This is a genomic window from Nocardioides sp. URHA0032 (assembly GCF_000620645.1).
Lineage (GTDB): Bacteria > Actinomycetota > Actinomycetes > Propionibacteriales > Nocardioidaceae > Nocardioides.
The window spans coordinates 145,554-163,096 of the sequence record NZ_JIAV01000020.1 but is presented as its reverse complement, the minus strand read 5'-3'; the positions used below and the strand labels follow the sequence as shown (position 1 = coordinate 163,096).

16 protein-coding genes and 1 tRNA gene are annotated in these 17,543 nt (G+C 71.2%); 5 read left to right on the top strand and 12 right to left on the bottom strand.

Features of this window, described 5'->3' with window-relative positions; all coding sequences use genetic code 11:
• The first annotated feature begins 34 nt into the window (after positions 1-34).
• Together pruA and N538_RS24945 are read left to right on the top strand one after the other, a co-directional pair.
• Positions 35-1,663: an L-glutamate gamma-semialdehyde dehydrogenase gene (gene pruA, locus N538_RS0111200; protein ID WP_028637384.1), complete on the top strand. Its 1,629-nt coding sequence runs from the start codon at positions 35-37 to the stop codon at positions 1,661-1,663.
• A 67-nt stretch (positions 1,664-1,730) separates the two neighbouring features.
• Positions 1,731-2,585 (top strand): MurR/RpiR family transcriptional regulator, encoded by an 855-nt coding sequence (locus N538_RS24945; protein WP_197025307.1) that lies wholly within the window; start codon positions 1,731-1,733, stop codon positions 2,583-2,585.
• Positions 2,586-2,651: 66 nt separating this feature from the next.
• Here the strand turns inward: N538_RS24945 and N538_RS24940 are convergent, their stop codons facing one another.
• Genes N538_RS24940 through mftD form a run of 8 tightly spaced genes read right to left on the bottom strand, consistent with a single transcriptional unit; the run spans position 2,652 to position 11,414 of the window.
• Complete coding sequence (locus N538_RS24940; protein ID WP_081790430.1) at positions 2,652-3,755, bottom strand: branched-chain amino acid ABC transporter permease; 1,104 nt, start codon at positions 3,753-3,755, stop codon at positions 2,652-2,654.
• On the bottom strand, positions 3,752-4,627 hold the full coding sequence (locus N538_RS0111185; protein ID WP_028637383.1) for a branched-chain amino acid ABC transporter permease: 876 nt from the start codon (positions 4,625-4,627) through the stop codon (positions 3,752-3,754). Before N538_RS0111185 ends, N538_RS24940 begins: the two co-directional genes overlap by 4 nt.
• Positions 4,624-5,358 carry an ABC transporter ATP-binding protein gene (locus tag N538_RS0111180; RefSeq protein ID WP_028637382.1) on the bottom strand — a complete coding sequence of 245 codons (735 nt, stop codon included), beginning with the start codon at positions 5,356-5,358 and terminating at the stop codon, positions 4,624-4,626. The genes N538_RS0111185 and N538_RS0111180 overlap by 4 nt, the downstream gene beginning before the upstream one ends.
• A gap of 1 nt (position 5,359) precedes the next feature.
• Positions 5,360-6,109, bottom strand: a complete 750-nt coding sequence (locus N538_RS0111175; RefSeq protein WP_051549186.1) for an ABC transporter ATP-binding protein — start codon at positions 6,107-6,109, stop codon at positions 5,360-5,362.
• The gene (locus N538_RS0111170) at positions 6,106-7,362 is read right to left on the bottom strand and encodes an ABC transporter substrate-binding protein (RefSeq protein WP_028637380.1); all 1,257 of its coding nucleotides are present in this window, start codon (positions 7,360-7,362) and stop codon (positions 6,106-6,108) included. Before N538_RS0111170 ends, N538_RS0111175 begins: the two co-directional genes overlap by 4 nt.
• A gap of 56 nt (positions 7,363-7,418) precedes the next feature.
• The gene (locus tag N538_RS24935) at positions 7,419-8,726 is read right to left on the bottom strand and encodes an aspartate aminotransferase family protein (protein ID WP_028637379.1); all 1,308 of its coding nucleotides are present in this window, start codon (positions 8,724-8,726) and stop codon (positions 7,419-7,421) included.
• Positions 8,710-10,206, bottom strand: a complete 1,497-nt coding sequence (locus N538_RS0111160; protein ID WP_028637378.1) for a GMC family oxidoreductase — start codon at positions 10,204-10,206, stop codon at positions 8,710-8,712. The genes N538_RS24935 and N538_RS0111160 overlap by 17 nt, the downstream gene beginning before the upstream one ends.
• 26 nt (positions 10,207-10,232) lie before the next feature.
• A complete protein-coding gene (gene mftD, locus N538_RS0111155; RefSeq protein ID WP_028637377.1) occupies positions 10,233-11,414 on the bottom strand; it encodes a pre-mycofactocin synthase MftD in 1,182 nt (393 codons plus the stop codon).
• A gap of 273 nt (positions 11,415-11,687) precedes the next feature.
• On the opposite strand from mftD, the gene N538_RS0111150 reads away from it, so the two are divergent.
• The 3 genes from N538_RS0111150 to N538_RS0111140 are packed head-to-tail and all read left to right on the top strand — an operon-like array spanning position 11,688 to position 15,268.
• A complete protein-coding gene (locus N538_RS0111150) occupies positions 11,688-12,980 on the top strand; it encodes a glutamine synthetase family protein (protein ID WP_036570169.1) in 1,293 nt (430 codons plus the stop codon).
• Positions 12,970-14,112, top strand: a complete 1,143-nt coding sequence (locus tag N538_RS0111145) for an amidohydrolase family protein (RefSeq protein ID WP_028637375.1) — start codon at positions 12,970-12,972, stop codon at positions 14,110-14,112. The genes N538_RS0111150 and N538_RS0111145 overlap by 11 nt, the downstream gene beginning before the upstream one ends.
• Positions 14,105-15,268, top strand: coding sequence for a M20 metallopeptidase family protein (locus N538_RS0111140; RefSeq protein WP_028637374.1), 1,164 nt, complete (start codon positions 14,105-14,107; stop codon positions 15,266-15,268). The genes N538_RS0111145 and N538_RS0111140 overlap by 8 nt, the downstream gene beginning before the upstream one ends.
• A 441-nt stretch (positions 15,269-15,709) precedes the next feature.
• Here the strand turns inward: N538_RS0111140 and N538_RS28410 are convergent, their stop codons facing one another.
• The 4 genes from N538_RS28410 to N538_RS0111120 all read right to left on the bottom strand — a co-directional run bounded on the left by N538_RS28410 (position 15,710) and on the right by N538_RS0111120 (position 17,527).
• A complete protein-coding gene (locus tag N538_RS28410; protein ID WP_051549185.1) occupies positions 15,710-16,540 on the bottom strand; it encodes a site-specific integrase in 831 nt (276 codons plus the stop codon).
• A complete protein-coding gene (locus N538_RS24925) occupies positions 16,537-16,773 on the bottom strand; it encodes a helix-turn-helix transcriptional regulator (protein WP_051549184.1) in 237 nt (78 codons plus the stop codon). The genes N538_RS28410 and N538_RS24925 overlap by 4 nt, the downstream gene beginning before the upstream one ends.
• Before the next feature lie 156 nt (positions 16,774-16,929).
• Positions 16,930-17,005, bottom strand: a tRNA-Ala gene (locus N538_RS0111125).
• A 57-nt stretch (positions 17,006-17,062) separates the two neighbouring features.
• Complete coding sequence (locus N538_RS0111120) at positions 17,063-17,527, bottom strand: SRPBCC family protein (RefSeq protein WP_028637373.1); 465 nt, start codon at positions 17,525-17,527, stop codon at positions 17,063-17,065.
• Positions 17,528-17,543 lie beyond the last annotated feature (16 nt).

The window sequence follows — 17,543 nt, the reverse complement described above, 5'->3', positions numbered from 1 at the left end:
ATATTTCTCCGCTGTCGTGATGCCAGGAGCCCCCATGGACGCCACCACCCGAGTGCCCACCCCCGTGAACGAGCGCGTGCTGGACTACGTGCCCGGGAGCCCCGAGCGCGACGCCCTCGACGCGGCCCTCGCGGATCTCGCGTCGGTGGCGACGGACCTCCCGCACATCGTCGCGGGGCGGCCGCTCGTCGGTGACGGCGAGGCGTTCGAGGTCCGGGCACCGCACGACCACGCCCTGCTGCTCGGCACAGGCCGGAACGCCACCCGCAGCGACGCCGCGGCCGCCGTCGATGCGGCCCGCTCGGCGGCGCCGGCGTGGCGTGCCCTGCCCTTCGACGAGCGCGCCGCGGTCTTCCTGCGCGCGGCCGAGCTGGTGGCCGGGCCGTGGCGGGCCCGGCTGGTCGCGGCCACGATGCTCGGACAGTCGAAGACCAGCCACCAGGCCGAGATCGACGCGGCCTGCGAGCTCATCGACTTCTGGCGCTTCAACGTCCACTTCGCGCGGCAGATCATGGCCGAGCAGCCGATCGCGAACAGCCCCGGCGTGTGGAACCGGACGGACCACCGCCCACTCGAGGGCTTCGTCTACGCGATCACGCCGTTCAACTTCACCGCGATCGCGGGCAACCTGGCCACGGCCCCGGCCCTGATGGGCAACACCGTCGTCTGGAAGCCCTCTCCCACCCAGCAGCTCGCCGCGAGCCTGACGATGCAGATCCTGGCCGAGGCCGGACTGCCGCCCGGGGTCATCAACATGGTCACCGGCGACGGCCTGGCCGTCAGTGACGTGGTGCTCGGCGCTCCGGACCTCGCGGGCATCCACTTCACCGGCTCGACGGCGACGTTCCGCCACCTGTGGCGCGAGGTGGGGGCGCGGATCGACGACTACGACGCGTACCCGCGGCTGGTGGGCGAGACAGGCGGGAAGGACTTCGTGCTCGCTACGCCGTGTGCGGATCCCGTCGCCCTGCGGACGGCGCTGGTGCGCGGCGCCTTCGAGTACCAGGGGCAGAAGTGCTCGGCCGCCTCCCGCGCCTACGTGCCGCGGAGCCTCTGGGCCCAGGTGCGGAGCGATCTGGTCGCGACGACCGAGGGTCTCGATGCGGGCGACGTGCGCGACCACACCCAGTTCATGGGAGCGGTGATCGACGCCCGGGCGTTCGCCAAGCACCGTGCGGTGATCGACGACGCCCACGCCGACCAGGGCGTGCAGGTCATCGCCGGCGGCAAGTACGACGACAGCCGGGGCTGGTTCGTCCGCCCGACGGTCCTCGAGATCGAGGACCCGGCCCACCCGGCGTTCTCGACCGAGTACTTCGGTCCGATCCTGGCCGTCCACGTGTACGCCGACGAGGACCTCGACCAGGTGGTCGACCAGCTGGAGTCCGTCTCGGCGTACGCCCTCACCGGCGCCGTCCTCGCCACCGACCGCACCCTGGTGCACCGGCTCTCGGAACGGCTGCGGTTCGCGGCCGGCAACTTCTACGTCAACGACAAGCCCACCGGCGCCGTCGTCGGGCAGCAGCCGTTCGGCGGCGGACGCGCGTCGGGCACCAACGACAAGGCCGGAGCCGCGACCAACCTGCTCCGCTGGACCAGCCCCCGCTCCATCAAGGAGACCTTCGTCCCCGCGACCGAGCACGGCTACCCGCACATGGGTTGAGAGGAACCCACCAGGGGACTCTGTAACAAAAGTTACTCAACCTAGTGAATCTTGGTAAAATCTAATGGTGAGTGAGATCCCGGGCGGCCACGCCTCCGTGCGCAAGCTGCTCATGTCCACCCTCGACGACCTCAGCAACGGCGAACGCAAGGTGGCCCGCGCCCTGATGGCGCAGTACCCCACCGCCGGCCTGACGACGGTCGTCGACCTCGCGGAGATCTCCGGAGTCAGCCCGCCCACGGTGGTCCGCTTCGTGACCCGGCTCGGGTTCACGGGGTTCCCGGCCTTCCAGCGCGCCCTCGTGCACGAGCTGAACGGCGAGCTGGGCTCGCCCCTGAAGCAGTACCCCGAGAAGGGCGGCCCGTCCGCGCTGGGCATCCTCCCCGAGACCCACCAAGCCTTCGCCGAGATGCTGCTGGCGTCCTACTCCGAGCTGCCCGAGTCCGAGTTCAAGAAGGCCGTCAAACTCCTGTGCGACCCGGCGCGGGACATCCGAGTCACCGGCGGCCGGTTCAGCCGCTCGGTGGCGGACTACCTGGTCGCCCACCTGCGTCTGCTGAGGTCCGGGGTCCACGGGGTCGGGGCCGACGACGAGATCGACCGGCGTACGACGGTCGCAGACGCCGGCCCGGGGACCGTGCTGGTGATCTACGACTACCGCCGCTACACCGACCAGAACCTGGTCTTCGCCGAGCGGATGGCGGCGCGCGGCGCCGTCGTCTGCCTGATGACCGACAACTGGCTCTCGCCCATCGCCAAGGTCGCGAAGGTGGTGCTGCCGGCCCGCGTCGACTCGGCGTCGCCGTTCGACTCGCTCGTGGCCTCGATGGCCGTCACCGAGAGCATCGTCGCCGGCGTCGCCGAGCGCCTGGGCACCGCCGGCATCGCCCGGCTCGAGCTCGTCGAGGAAGCCGTCGAGTGACGGCCCGCGCGCCGCTCCCGGCGCGCGAAGACCCGCCGGCCGACGAGGCCGACGGGTCGCGAGCAGTCAGCCTCGCGCGACGCCCTGCGTCGCCCGGTCCAGGGGTTCGCTGACGACCTCGACTCCGCTGTCCGGGCGCTCGCCCGACACCGGGCGACGTCGGAGCAGGCTCAACTCTCGGACCCCCATCAGTCCGAGCGGCGCCATGATGAGGACGAGCAGGAGCACCGCCGCGAGGATCAGGTCGGCGGTCCCGGCGGGCAGCGCGCTGCCTCCCGTGAACTGGCCGTCCTGGAGCCGGCGGAGCACCTCCTGGAGAGCGCTCACGGCGAGCGCACCGATCACGGCCCCGCTCAGCGACAGGTAGCCGCCGAGCACCACCATCACGATGAAGGCGAAGGTCGCGGAGAGGAAGAACGCGTTGACGTTGAACGACGTCAGGTAGCCGGCGTACAGCGAACCCGCGAGGCCGCAGACGAAGGCGCTGAGGATCCAGGAGAGCGCCCGGTGCCGACCGACCGCGATCCCGGACGCCTGCGCCGCCCAGTAGTCCTCGCGTGAGGCCTGGAGCTGCAGTCCGCTGCGCGAGCGACGGTAGCCCCAGGCCGCCGCGATCGACACGGCTGCGACCGCGAAGGCCAGCCAGATGGTGGTGTTGCGCGGGATGCCGATCATGCTCGACGACCCACGCGTCACGTCGGTCCAGCTGTTCAGGACGTTGTAGACGATGAGCAGCAGGGCGAGGGTCGCGATGCCGGACTGGAGGCCACTGAGCCGCGCCACGATCGGCGAGGTCAGCACGCCGACCGCCGCGGCCGCCAGGCCGCTCACGACGAGGGCGACCAGGAAGCCGGCGTGGACGTCGACCAGCCAGGAGAGCCAGCCGGGCAGGTCCGTGAAGAGCGCGGCCTTCAGGTTCACCGGGATCGTGAGGTACGCCGTGGTGTAGGCGCCGACCGCCATGAACGCCACGTGCCCGAAGGACATCACCCCGGAGTTGGCCGAGAAGATCGACAGCCCGGTGACGAACACGACCGAGACGATCGCCAGGGTGGCGACCCGCGCGATGGTGACGTCGCCGCCGACGCCGACGAGGACGGCGAGCAGCACGAGCCCGACGAGCAGCACGGGCGTCTCGACGGTGCGGGTGACGGGACCGAGCTTCTTCACGAGACACGCACCTTCGCACCGGAGAGGAGGCCCTGGGGCCGAACGACGAGGACCACGATCAGGGCGGAGAACAGGAACGCGTCGCGGAACGCGATGAGGTCGGTCGGCAACAGGGACTCGAGGAGCGCGGTCGCCGCGCCCAGCAGGAAGCCACCGAGGGCCGCGCCCTTGAGGCTGCTCATGCCGCCCAGCACGGCGCCGACGACGCCGATCAGCATCGGCTGGAGCCCCATGTCCGCCGAGACGGCGCCCTGCCGCGCCACCAGCACGGCCGAGCCGATCGCGGCCAGGACACCAACGGTGACGAACGCGCTCGGGATGACGAGGTTGGCCCGGACGCCCAGGCTCGAGGCCATCTGGAAGTCCTCGGCCGCGGCCCGGAGCTGGATGCCCAGGCTGGTGCGGCCCATCATCCACGCCACCGCGACCAGCATGGCGCCGCACAGGGCCAGGGTGAGCAGGTCCAGCACGCTCACGTCGGCGCCGAGGAGGTCGACCCGGTGGGAGAGGAAGTCCTCGGGCGGCACGCCACGCGTGCGGGGCAGCACCGTCATCCGGGCGAGGCTCTGGATGGCCAGGCTGACCGCGAACGACGCGATCATCAGGGTGACCGGGTCGGCGTTACGCAAGGGGTGGAAGGCGAGCCGCTCGCTCAGGAGGGCCACGACGACCGCGAACACGATCGCCATCAGCAGGGCGACGAACCACGGCTGGTCGCGGAACAGGTACATCGCGAAGGCGCCGGCCATGACGATCTCGCCGTACGCGAAGTTCATCAGGCCGAGGACGCCGAACAGCAGCGCGACGCCGATGGTCAGCAGTGCGTAGAGCGCACCGAGGCCGACCGCGGAGATCAGGAACTCGAGAATCATCGGGCGACACCCACTTCGGCAGCAGAGAAGCCGAGGTACTCGACCACGGCGGGAAGCTTCCCGAGCTCGGCTGCCGAGCCGCTGCCCAGCACCTTCCCGGGAGCCTGGAGCACGTACGAACGGTCCGAGACCTCCAGGGAGCGCACGGCGTTCTGCTCGACGAGCAGGATCGTCATGCCTTCCTGGCGCAGCTGAACCACGACGTCGAAGATCAGGTCGACGATGATCGGCGCCAGCCCGAGGGTGGGCTCGTCGAGCAGCAGGAGCCGGGGCTTCAGGAGCAGTGCCCGGGCAATGGCGAGCTGCTGCTGCTCACCGCCGGAGAGCAGGCTCGCTCCCCTGCTCCAGTACTTGCGGAGCACGGGGAACCGCTCGAGCTCTCGCTCGAGGTCGGCCGCCAGGGCCGACTTGTCCTTGCGGGTGATCCCGCCGAGGCGCAGGTTCTCGCCGACGGTCAGGCTGGCGAAGATGCCACGGTCCTCGGGGACGTGGGAGATGCGGTTGCGCACCGTCGAGAAGGTCCGGTCCGTGACGGACCGGTTGTCGACCGTGATCGTGCCGCCGTGCAGCGGGACCTGGCCCATGACGGCCTTGACCAGCGTGCTCTTCCCCGCGCCGTTCTGGCCGATGAGGGAGACCAGCTCGCCCTCGGCGACGTGCAGGGAGCAGCCCTGCACCGCCATGACGGAGGCGCCGTACTGGATGTAGGCATCATCGATGCGCAGGACCATGTCAGTGTCGCTTCCCGAAGTAGATCTCGATGACGCGGGGATCCTTGCGGACCGTGGCGGGCTCGCCCTCGATCACGGTCCGGCCGCTGTCCAGGACGTGCAGCCGGTCGCAGGTGCCCATCACCACGGACATGTCGTGCTCCACGAGCAGGACCCCGCAGTCACGGCGCCGGGCGAAGCCACGGATGGAGGTGATGAGCTCGACGGCCTCCGCCTCGTTCTGCCCGGCGGCCGGCTCGTCGAGGAGGAGGAACCGGGGGCGGGCGGCGAGCGCCCGGGCGATGGCCGTGGTGCGGATCCGACCGGCGGTCAGGCTGTCCGCGCGAGTGGCGGCCACCTCGCCGAGGCTCAGCTCGTCGATGATCTCGTCGCGCAGCCGCCGAGCGGGACCGCGGCGAGACCCCGCTCCGAGGGCGGCCGCCTCGACGTTCTCCGCCACCGTGAGGCGGCCGAACACGCGGCCGCTCTGGAAGGTGCGTACGACGCCCCGCTGCACCCGCTGCCGCATCGACGAGCGGGTCAGGTCGTGGTCGTCGAGGTGGATCCGCCCGGACGTGGCGCGGAGCATCCCGCTGAGCAGGTTGAGCGTGCTGGTCTTGCCGGAGCCGTTCGGGCCGATCAGCCCCAGCACCTCGCCGCTGCGAACCTCGAGGGTGACCCCGTCGACGGCCTTGACGCCGTCGAAGTGGATCCCCCCGCCGGCCATCCGCAGAACGGATGACCGGCGGGAGAGCTGGGCGGCGTCGGTCATGACGCGCAGGCGTTCTCGTCGCCGATGTCCGGGATGCTGTCGACGCGCTGCTGGTCGACGTACTTCATCGCGCCGTGGTCGACCTCGACCACCGAGAGCGGCATGTCGATGATCTTGTGGCAGGTGTCGGAGAAGTACTGGACGTCGCCGATGGGCGTCGACACCGGACCGGCGTTCTCGAGCGCCGCCTTGATGTCGGCGCCGTCGAGCGAGTCGGCGTCTGCGAGTGCACCGGCGAGCGCCGACACCATGTTGTAGCCGAGGAGGGCGTAGCTCGAGGCCGGCTTGGAGTCGTACTCCGCCTCGTAGTCGGCCACGAACGTGTCCAGGTCGGCGGAGTCGGCACCGGTGCAGTACACGTAGCAGGCGAACCCGGTGTAGTAGACGTCGCTGGCGCCGTCGCCGACGATGTCGAGCAGCACCTGGCCATCGAGCGCGGCCGGGCCGACGACCGGCACGTCCACGCCGGCCTCGCGCAGCTGGCGGATCGCCGTGGCGCCGCCCGGGTTCCAGCTGGCGACGTAGACGAAGTCGGGCTTCGTCGCCAGGCCCTTGATCCGGGCGACCTGGCTGCTGATGTTGACGTTGTCACCGCCCGGGAAGGCGTCATTCCCGACGACGGTGCCGCCGAGCTCCTCGAACTCCGCCTGGAAGTAGCGGCCGGCCGACTTCGTGTACTCGATGCTCTCGTCCTGGAGCAGGTACGCCGAGGTCCAGCCCTGCGCGTCGGCCCAGGCCGCGCCCGTGGCGCCCTCGACATCGCTGCCCGCGTTGGCCGAGAAGACGTAGTCACCCAGGGTCGTGGTGTCGGCCATCTTGGGGTCACCCGCGCAGATCGACACCGACGGGATGGACGCCGCCTGCGCCACCGCCGCGCCCGGGGCGCTCAGGTCGAAGTCACACGGGGTCACCAGCAGGTCGATGCCGTCCGCCACCAGCTCGGTGGCCGCGGTGCCGACCGTGTCGGGGTCGGAGCGGACGTCCTTGACGACGGTCTTGATCTGCTTGCCGTCCACGCCACCGTCGGCGTTGATCTGCTTGATGCGGAGCATGGCGGCGTTGCCGGGTTCCACGTCGAAGGGCGCCATGTTGCCGCTCTGGCTGAGGGCGAACCCGATGGTGATCACGTCGGCGTCACTCGCCGAGCTGTCGGATGCGCTGTCGGAACAGCCGGCAGTGACGACCAGCGAGGCCACGGCGGCTGCCGCGAGGATCGCCTTCCGGCCCGAAAATGGGCGCGCTGAGGAGAGCATCTGTCCTACCTAGGTGTGTGAAGGGGTGGAGAGGTGGGTGGTGCCGTGCGGTGAGCTCAGCTGATCGCAGCTCGGAGGGCGACCCGGACGCACTCGATCGTGGAGGCCACGTCGGCCTCGGTGGTGGAGGCGTTGAGCCGTCGGTCGCCCGTCGGGAAGGCGGGCTCGAGCACGCCCTGGGCGAGCAGGGACGCGTGGTAGCGGCCGTACAGGTGCGGATCCGACTCCATCGCCTCGCGGAAGTTGGTCGGCAGCTCCTGACGGAAGTAGACGCACCACTCGGAGCCGAGCCCGGTCACCGTCGCGGGTGCGCCGGTCTCGTCGATGGCCGCCTGGATGCCGGCCCGCATCTGCGCCCCCCGGGCGTACAGGGTGGTGAAGACGTCGTCGGACTCCATCAGCTCGAGGGTCTTGTTCGCGGCCGCGAGTGCGTACGGCGAGGCGTTGAAGGTGCCGTCGATCGTGGCCTCGTTCTTGCTGTAGGCACCGAGGTGGCCCATCAGCGCGTCCGAGCCCGCGAGGCCCGCGAGCGAGTACCCGTTGGCGACCGCCTTGCCGAAGGCCGTCAGGTCGGGGGTCACGCCGCAGATCGACTGGTAGCCGCCCATGGCCGCCCGGAAGCCGGTCTTGATCTCGTCGAAGACCAGCACGGCTCCGTGTCGCGTGCAGAGATCACGCAGCAGCTCGAGGAAGCCGGGGGCGGCGGGGACGCAGCCGAAGCTGTGCACGTAGCCCTCGGCGAACGCGACGGCCAGCTCGTGGCCGTGCTGCTCGAAGGCGGCACGGAGCCCGGGCTCGTCGTTCCACTCGACCACGACCACGTCGTCGACGACCGCCGGGTGCAGGCCACCGCCGTTCGGGGTGTTCAGGGCCGACGTCGCCGTGAGGTCCTTGCGCGAGCTGCCGACCGCGACGTGGTCGCTCCAGCCGTGGTACGACCCGTGGAACTTGAGGACCTTGAGGCGGCCGGTGGCCGCACGGGCGACGTGGACGGCGTGCATCGTGGCGTCCGTGCCGGACGTGCAGAACGCGACCTTGTCGGCCGACGGCATCACCTCGCAGATCTTCTCCGCCAGCTCGATCTCCCCGGCCTGGGGACCGACGCCGGTGAGGTCGCAGGTGTTGACGGCGGCGAGGACCGCCTCGTTGACGCGGCGGTCGCTGTGCCCGAGCACGATCGGACCCCAGGCGTTGAGGTAGTCGACGTACTGGTTGCCCTCCTGGTCCCAGATGTAGGCGCCCTGGGTGCGCACGAAGACCTGCTGCCAGCCGACCCGGTGACCCGACGACACTCCGCGGGGCACGGACGCCTCGGCCCGCCGCCACGTGGCGGCCTGGTCGAGCTGCTCAGAGACTGTGGACACGGGTCCCTCCTTGGTGGTGGGCGAGCGGGCCGCGCTGGGTCCCGGTCGCGAGGTCGGCCAGCAGGGCGCTGCTCAGCCGCTCGGCCAGCATCACCGCCGGCAGGTGGGTGTTGGCGGCGGGGACCTCGGGCATGACGGAGCAGTCGATCACCCGCACCCGGTCCAGGCCGTGGACCCGGCCGCGCTGGTCGACCACCGCTCCCGGGTCGTCGAACGACCCCATCCGGGCCGTGCCGACCGCGTGGAAGTAGTCACCGACCGATCCGGCGAGCCAGCGCTCGTAGGTGTCGGGGTCGTCCAGCGCCGAGACGGGCGTCCCGTCGGCGTCGATGAACGCCTCCTCGACGATCTCCCGGAAGGCCTCGGTCTCGAGCAGGCGTACGGCGTGCCCGATGGCCTCGCGCATCACGGCGCGGTCGCGCTCGGTCGTGAGCATCCGCTCGGCGATCACGGGCGGTCCGGTCGGCCGCTCGGGATCGAGCCGCACCTCGCCCGTGGAGGTCACCGTCATCACGGCCGCCATCACGACGGCGTGGTGCTGGGGCGAGCTCACCGACAGCGCCCCCTGCATCGGGAGGATGTGGATGTCGCCCTCCGCGACCTGCGATGAGAGCCGCAGCACCGCGTTGATGCAGGACTCCCCGGCACGCACGTCCTGGTGACCGGGCTTGAGCGCCAGCATGATCGAGGCCGCCGGGTGGTCCTGCAGCCCCTTGCCGACACCGGGGCGGTCGCAGCCGCTGCGGAGCAGGATCGCCGGCGTCTCGATCGTGCCGGCGCTCAGCACGACCTGGTCGGCGTGGAGCAGGGAGCCGTCCGTGAGCAGCACGCCGGTGACGTCGCCGTCCTCGACCAGCAGCCGGTCGACCCGGGCGTCCGTGCGGACGAGCAGGTTGTGGCGGTCGCGGGCCGGGGCGAGGTAGGTCTCCAGGCTCGAGCGCCGTCCGGTGCGGTCCGCGTGGCGCCAGAGGGTGCCGGCGCCGTCCTGCGGGGTGTGGGTGTCGACGTCGCTCGGCAGCCCGAGCTCCGCCGCGGCACTCACCAGCGCACGGTCCGTCGGCGTGTAGCCCGCTGGCGGGGTGGCGACCAGGTCGCGCTTCAGGGCGCGGAACGTGCCCTCGACGGCCGACCACGACCAGTCGTCGAGCCCGTAGACCTCGGCCCACCGGTCGTAGTCGCGCGGCAGCCCGGGTAGTGCCAGCATCGCGTTGACGGAGCCGGACCCGCCGAGACCGCGCCCGCGGTGGTACTGCCGCGGCGCGTCGGTGGCGAGCCGGGTCGCGAGCAGGTCCGGGTCGAACGCCGCGGTCGCGCCCATGGCGTCGATCCAGTTGGCCGATGCCAGCCGGGTGCCGACGTCCGTGCCGGCGTGGTCGGGCCCGCCTTCGAGCAGGACCACCTCGTGGCCGTGGTGCTGGCTGAGCCGCGCGGCCACGACGCAGCCGGCGCTGCCCGCGCCCACGACGATGATGCGTGCCATCAGTTGCTCCGGTTCTGTTCGTTCGCTCAGCTGGCCGGGGGGACGAGGAAGTGCGGGTTGAGGAACATCAGGTCGTCGCGGGACACGTCCGAGAGCCTGCTGTGCCCGATGCCGAACATCGTCTCCTCGATCCCGCGGCGCAGGATCTGGAGGACCTCGTGGACGCCCTCCTCGCCGGACACGGCGAGCCCGTAGAGGAAGGCACGCCCGACGAACACCGCCTTGGCGCCGAGCGCCACGGCCTTGACAACGTCCGAACCGCGGCGGATCCCGCCGTCGACCATGACGTCGACCTGGTCGCCCACGGCCTCGACGACGTACGGCAGGTAGCGCAGCGGCGAGGGGCTGCCGTCGATGTTGTTGCCGCCGTGGTTGGAGAGCGAGATGGCGTCGGCGCCGAGGTCGACCGACATCTTGGCGTCCTTGATGGTGTTGACGCCCTTGACCATGAACGGGCCGCCCCACAGCTCGCGCAACCACTTGACGTCTGCCCAGGTCGGCGGCGGGGTGTTCTCGAACTCCGACCACGCCTTGCCGAAGTACGGCACCGTGCCGTCGGCCTCGAACAGGTTGGGGACCTTCAGCTCCGGGATCCGGCCACGGCGGAGGTAGCTGGCGAACCACAGGGGCCGCGACAGCGCCTCGGGAGCCAGGTTCGCCATCGTCCGCAGCCCCATGTCGCTGGGAGGAGCGGGCGGGACGCCCCAGTCGCGGCGCGGGGTGTGCGACCAGTCGAGGGTGACGATGAGGGCCTTCGCGCCGGCGGCGCGCGCCGCCTCGACGCGAGCCTCGATCTGCGGCTTCGTGCCGACCCAGTAGAGCTGGAAGAGCGTCTTGTCGTTCGCCCGGGTCACGTCGGCGACCGCGTCCGACGCCCACGAGCTCAGCCCCATCGCCGTCCCGGCGCGGGCCGCGGCCCGGGCCACGCCGACCTCGCCGTCCGGGTGGATCGCCTGGGCGCCGACCGGGGAGACCAGCACCGGGAAGTCCACCTCGAGGCCCAGGATGCTGGTCCGCGTGTCGAACGTGGTGGGCCGGTCGAAGATGGTGGGTGAGAACCCCAGCTCGTTGAACGCCCGCAGGTTCTCGTCGAGCGTCCAGCCCTGCTCGTTGCCGGCCTTGACGGCCAGCCACACGGCACGGGGCAGCCGACGCTTGGCCAGGCGCTCGGCCTCGGCCAGGTTCCTGAAGCGGACCTTGGTGCTCATCGGGTTCCTTCCACTGGGCGACGACCCTCACGGTAGGATGAAATATCTCTTACGGCAATGGCAATCGACGAACTTTCTGTAACGCGGATGCCAGACACGGCCACCGCGGCTTCGACCCCGAAGTTCGAAACCAATATTTCAGACCGTCGCGCTTGACGCATTTTTGAAATGGATATATCAATCTGGTTGTGTGTTCGACGCCGTGACACCACGCCATCCTGACCGGCTGGCTCGTCGAGCTCCGTGGCGCCCAGCGATCCGAGAAGGTGGAGCATGACCCCCGACCCCACAGTGTTCGTCGCCACCAGTGACCTCGCGGGCCAGATGCGCGGTCGCTCCGTCCCCGCGAGCGCCCTCGACTCCGTGCTGCGGCGTGGCGTCGGGTGGGTGCCGGCGGACCTGGCGATCACGGCGTTCGGCGCCATCGCGGCCAACGTCTTCGGCTCGACCGGCGACCTGCGACTGATGCCGGACGCCGCGACGCAGGTCGAGATCCCCGCCCACAAGGACGACCCGAAAGTGACCGTCGTCCTGGCGGACCAGACGCTCCCCGACGGCACACCGTGGGCGTGCTGCCCGCGCACGTTCGCTCGTACGGCGCTCGAGGACCTGCGTGCGGCCACGGGTCTGGACGTCGTCGCCTCCTTCGAGCACGAGTTCATGGTGGCGGGTCTGCCCAAGACAGGCCCGTTCTCGTTCGAGCGGCACCGCAGCATCGAGCCCTTCGGCTCCGAGCTGGTCGCGCTCCTCGAGGGCGCCGGCCTGGAGCCTGAGAACTGGCTCCCCGAGTTCGGGGCCGACCAGTTCGAGATCACCCTCCAGCCTGCCCCCGGCCTCGTCGCTGCCGACCGCGCCGTGCTGGTCAAGGAGCTGGTGCGCGACCTCGCCCGGCGCCACGGACGGCGCGTCACCTTCGCTCCCCTGCTCCACCCCGACGGGAGCGGCAACGGCGTCCACGTGCACCTCTCGCTGCGCGACAGCACCGGCGCTCCGGTGCTGTACGACCCCACCCGACCCGCGGGGCTCTCCGCACTCGGGCACCGCTTCGCGGCCGGCGTCCTGGCCCACGCGCCCGCCCTCCTCGGACTCACGGCGCCCAGCCCCGCCTCCTACCTGCGACTGACGCCGCACCGCTGGAGCGCGGGCGGGATCTTCCTCGCCGAGCGCAACCGCGAGGCGCTCCTCCGCATCTGTCCCACCAGCACGGTCGGCGGCGGCGACACCGCCGGGCAGTACAACCTCGAGTTCCGTCCCTCCGACGCCACCGCCAACCCGTGGCTCACCCTCGGGGTGCTCGTGCGCGCCGGTCTGGCGGGTCTCACCGGGGAGTACGACGAGCCCACGATCTGGCCGGAGACGGTCACCGAGCCGGAGCTGGCGGGGGTCCCCACCCTGCCCTCCGGCCTGGGTGAGGCGCTCGACAATCTCGCCGCCGACCCCGTCGTCGCCGGCTGGTTCGACCCCGACCTGCTCGCCACCCACCTCGCCGTGAAGCGTGCCGAGCTGGCCGCGGTGGCGGGCCTCGACGACGTCCAGCTCTGCGCCAAGATGGCCGATGTCTACTGAGATCGCGGAGGCGGTCGCCGCCCTGACGCTGGTCGACCACCACGTGCACACCTGCTCGACGGCCGCACCGAGCCTGGCCGGCTTCGGCGACCTGCTCACCGAGTCCGACCGGCCACCCGCTCGCGGGACGTCGCGCTTCGACTCGCAGGTGGGTTTCGCCGTACGTCGTCACTGCGCGCCGCTCCTCGGCCTCTCGCCCCATGCCGACATCGAGGAGTACTGGCAGGCCCGCCAGCTCCTTGCTCCTGCCGAGCTCGACCGACGGCTCCTGGGTTCCGCCGGCGTGGACCGGTGGCTGGTCGACACGGGCTTCAAGGGCGACGAGATCCTGGACCTCCCCACGTTCGCCTCCCGGGTGCCCGACGCCAGGGTCCAGGAGATCGTGCGGCTCGAGACCCTGCTCGAGGACGTCGTCGTGAGCGCCGAGGCGACAACCCTGGAGGAGCGCTTCCGGGTCGCGCTCGACCGGGCGAGTGCCGGCGCGGCGGGGCTGAAGTCCGTGATCGCCTACCGGTACGGCTTCGACTTCGACCCGCAGCGACCGTCGGCCGGCGAGGTCCGCGCCGCCGCTGCGGAGTGGCTGGCCGAGCTCGAGGGCGGCGCGACGCCGCGAGTCACCGACCCTGTGCTGCTGCGGATGGCCCTCTGGGCCGGTGTCGAGACCGGGCTGCCCGTGCAGCTGCACGCCGGTTACGGCGACCCGGACCTCGACCTGCGGCGGTGCGACCCGCTCCTGCTCGCCGCCTGGATCAAGCTCGTCGAGCCGCTGGGCACCGAGGTCGTGCTGCTGCACTGCTACCCCTTCCACCGCCAGGCGGGCTATCTGGCGCAGGCCTTCCCCCACGTCTACTTCGACGTCGGCCTCGCCGTGAACTACACCGGCGCGGCCTCCGCGGCCGTGATCGCCGAGTCGCTCGAGCTCGCGCCGTTCGGCAAGGTCCTCTACTCCTCCGACGCGTGGGGCCCGCCCGAGCTCCACCTCCTCGGCTCCCTGCTGTGGCGCCGGGGCATGACCCGCGCGCTCTCGGGCTGGGTCGACGAGGGCGAGTGGTCCGTCGCGGACGCCATCCGGGTCGCGACCATGGTCGGTCGCACCAATGCCGAGCACCTCTACGGGAGCGACCATGGCTGACCCCACCGTGTGGGACCTGCTCGAGCGACACCTGGGACGGGCCGCCGAGCTGCGGCGGCTGCTGCACAGCGAGCCCGACCTCTCCGGCGATGAGTCGATGACCCGGGACCGGGTGCTCCAGGCGCTGCCGGGCAACCAGACGCCGACCAAGGTCGCCGAGACCGGCGCCGTCCTCCGGCTGGGCGGACCCGGCCGGAGCATCGGCATCCGGGGCGAGATGGACGCGCTCCCGGTGGGTGAGCGGACCGGCGTCGCCTGGGCCTCGCGGCACGAGGGCACCATGCACGCCTGCGGCCACGACCTCCACCTCGCCGCGCTGGTGGCCGTCGCCTGGGCGGTCCACGAGGCGGGCGGCACGGTCCCCCTGCTCGTCGTGCTCCAGCCCCGGGAGGAGACCTACCCGTCGGGCGCCAAGGACATCGCAGAGCACGGGATCCTCCAGGCCGAGGAGTGCGCGGCGATGATCGGCGCCCACATCCAGCCCTCGCTGCCGCCGGGTGTCGTCGCATGCGTGCCGGGCGGGGTGAACGCGTCGTCGGACGAGTTCGAGATCCGCGTGCACGGAGCGTCCGGCCACGCGGCTTACCCCCACCTGAGCTGCGACCCGCTGCTCGCCCTCTCCGAGATCGTGGTGGCTCTCCAGAGCGTCGTCAGCCGCTCCGTGGACCCGATGTCGGCGGCCGTCGTCGGGGTCTCGTCGTTCTCGTCGGGCCAGGCCGCGAACGTGATCCCGGGCCTGGCGCGGGCGACGGGCACCATCCGGGCGCTGGGCCCCGACACCCGCACCCTGCTGCGGAACCGCATCGTCACGGTCGCGCAGCACGTCGCCCGGGCGCACGGGTGCGAGGCGGAGGTGACGATCACCGACGGCGAGCCCGTGCTCGAGAACGATCCGGAGCTCGTGCGCGCCATCTCCGCGCACCTCACCGACCAGGGGATGGGCCTCTCGACCACCCTGCGGTCGCTGGGCTCCGACGACTTCTCCTTCTTCTCCGAGCGGATGCCCTCCGCGATGATGTTCGTGGGCAGCGAGACCAACGAGCCGCTGCACTCCCCGTCGTTCCTCCCGACCGACGGGGACCTGCATCTGACTGCCCGCGCCATGCTCGCGGGCTACCTCGGGGCCGCCGACCTGCTCATCGGCTTGGGTCACTGAGCCCCGGGCGCGGGCCATCTCGACCACGATCCCCACGTTGTCTACGCGGCCCCGGAGCGCGGCGAAGCGGTCGACCTCACCCTGCACCGCAGAGAGGCAACCGGTCACCCGGGTGGCGTTCTCCTGGTCGTCACACATGTGACAACACGGCTCGCGACGGACCCCAATCCACTCGGCGCTTCCACTTCCCGGCGCTTCTCGCACCCTCCAGATCGAGCGACACGCATGCTACGGAGCTCCGTAGGTGGGCGGTGAGCACCTAGAGACCACAGAGTGTCGGGGGTGGTCGCGTGCATGACGGGGTGAAGTTCTATCGCGGCGCCGCGGGGGCAGCACGGGCGTACGTGGAGCGCGACCGCTCGCGTGCCGATGACTACTACTACCTTGCCGAGGGCAGCGGTGTCGCGACCCGATTGGTCGCCACGCCTGACGGCGTCGAGGTCACTGGCCCGATGGACCGCGACACGTACGAGCAGTCGGTGGCCGGGTCGATGTCGACACCGGCGCGAAGAAGGCGACGGTCCCGGTCACATGCACGACCATGCCGCGGTCGCTGTCGGTGACGTCGCAGGGGCGCAGCGCCAGCGCCTCACCGGGGCGCATCGCGGTGCCGAGGAGGACCTCGATGATGTCCCGGACGTTGCCGTCACTCTTCGGGCCGGGCAGTCCCGCCTCCGTACGCCAGGACGCGGCCGCAGCGCGGATCGCCGCGATCTGGTCCAGAGTGAGCGCCTGAGGGGCGCGTCTGGGAGACGGCAGCGGGGACGTGCCCTCGACCGGGTTGCGGCCCAGGGCATCGTGGCGCAGCGCGAACCCGAAGAGCAGGTTCAGCAGCGTCCGGGACCGCCGGGCCATGGAGGTCGAGACCGCCGCCTGGGACTTCAGGAACCACTCGACCTGGCCGGTGGTGATCTCACCGAGAGTGAAGTGCTCCAGGGCCGGCCCCACGTGCGGGCGCAGGTGGTCGCGGTAACCGTGCTTGGTGGTCTCAGTCAGATCCCGCCGGTCCAGGTCGGCCAGCCACAGCTGGGCGAGCGCGGGGAACGGAGACGACGGGCTCAGCGCACCGTTCACCCCACGGGACGGACGCTCCAGCAGCCGCTCCTTCAGCCGGGCCGTGGCGGCCCGCTGGGAGCCGGCGGTGGCGGTGACCTTGCGAAGCCGACCCTCCGCGTCGCGGATGCGGGTCTCGGCCACACACCGGCCACGGCGGGTCATCACGTAGATCTCGCCGTAGGCGCCGATCGAGGTCCGCGGGCGGCCGCCGCTCACGGCGCGCTCCGGCGCGGGTGGCGCTCTTGGTCGGCGTCCTCGAGACCGGCGAGCCAGGCCTCCACCTCGCTGATCCGGAACCGGAGCTCCCGGCCGACCCGGAACCCGCGCGGTCCGCGGCCCTGGCTGCGCAAGTCGTAGATCAGCTGGACGCTCACGCCGAGGTCAGCGGCCAGCTCCGAGATCGTCAGCACGGCTTCGAGGGCGGAGGGGTGTGCGTTGGTGGTCTCCATGACCCTCAGGTGCGCGGGCCGCGCCGAGAGCCGCCGAGACCACGCCGTGTGGCGCCGAGACGCCAGGGTGTGAATGGCTGAAGTGCCGAGTTTGTGCCGACTTTTCACTCCGTCTCCTCGGGGAGGAGCCTGGAGTCACCGCCTGACCTGCAGGTTTGGTGGAGCTGAGGGGATTCGAACCCCTGACCTTCTCATTGCGAACGAGACGCGCTACCAACTGCGCCACAGCCCCAGGATGTTGCGGAGCGCAACGTTAGCACCAGCCCCACGGGTGTTCCGAATCGACCCGTCAGGCCACCAGGACGTCCTCGAGACGCTCCAGGGCGATGCGCGCGTAGGGCCGCCACATGCGGGCGAACACCGGCATCGCGAGGGCGCCGAGGCGGCGCCGCGGGTGCACGGTCCACGCCCAGGTGACGCGGACGCCGGTGCCGGCGGGGTCGAAGGTGAAGCGGCCGTCGATGGCGGTGGCGAGCACCTTCATCGGGCCGGTGATGTCGGTGAGTCGGTAGCCGAACGCGTGCGGTCGGTCCACGTCGGTGAGGGTCTCCAGGATCGTGCCGCCGTCACCGAGCACGATGGTGCGGGTCTGGCCGGCCGTGTCCCACGAGCCCTGGTCCCGGACCGCGGTGACAGGCGGGATCGCGGCGTACCGGTGCGCGGAGAGGTACGGCAGCGGCAGGGGCAGCACGATGTCGAACGAGCGTGCGACCCCCGCGGGGTAGGTGCGGGAGGCTGCGAGCTCGACGGCCATGCCCCGAGCCTAGGGC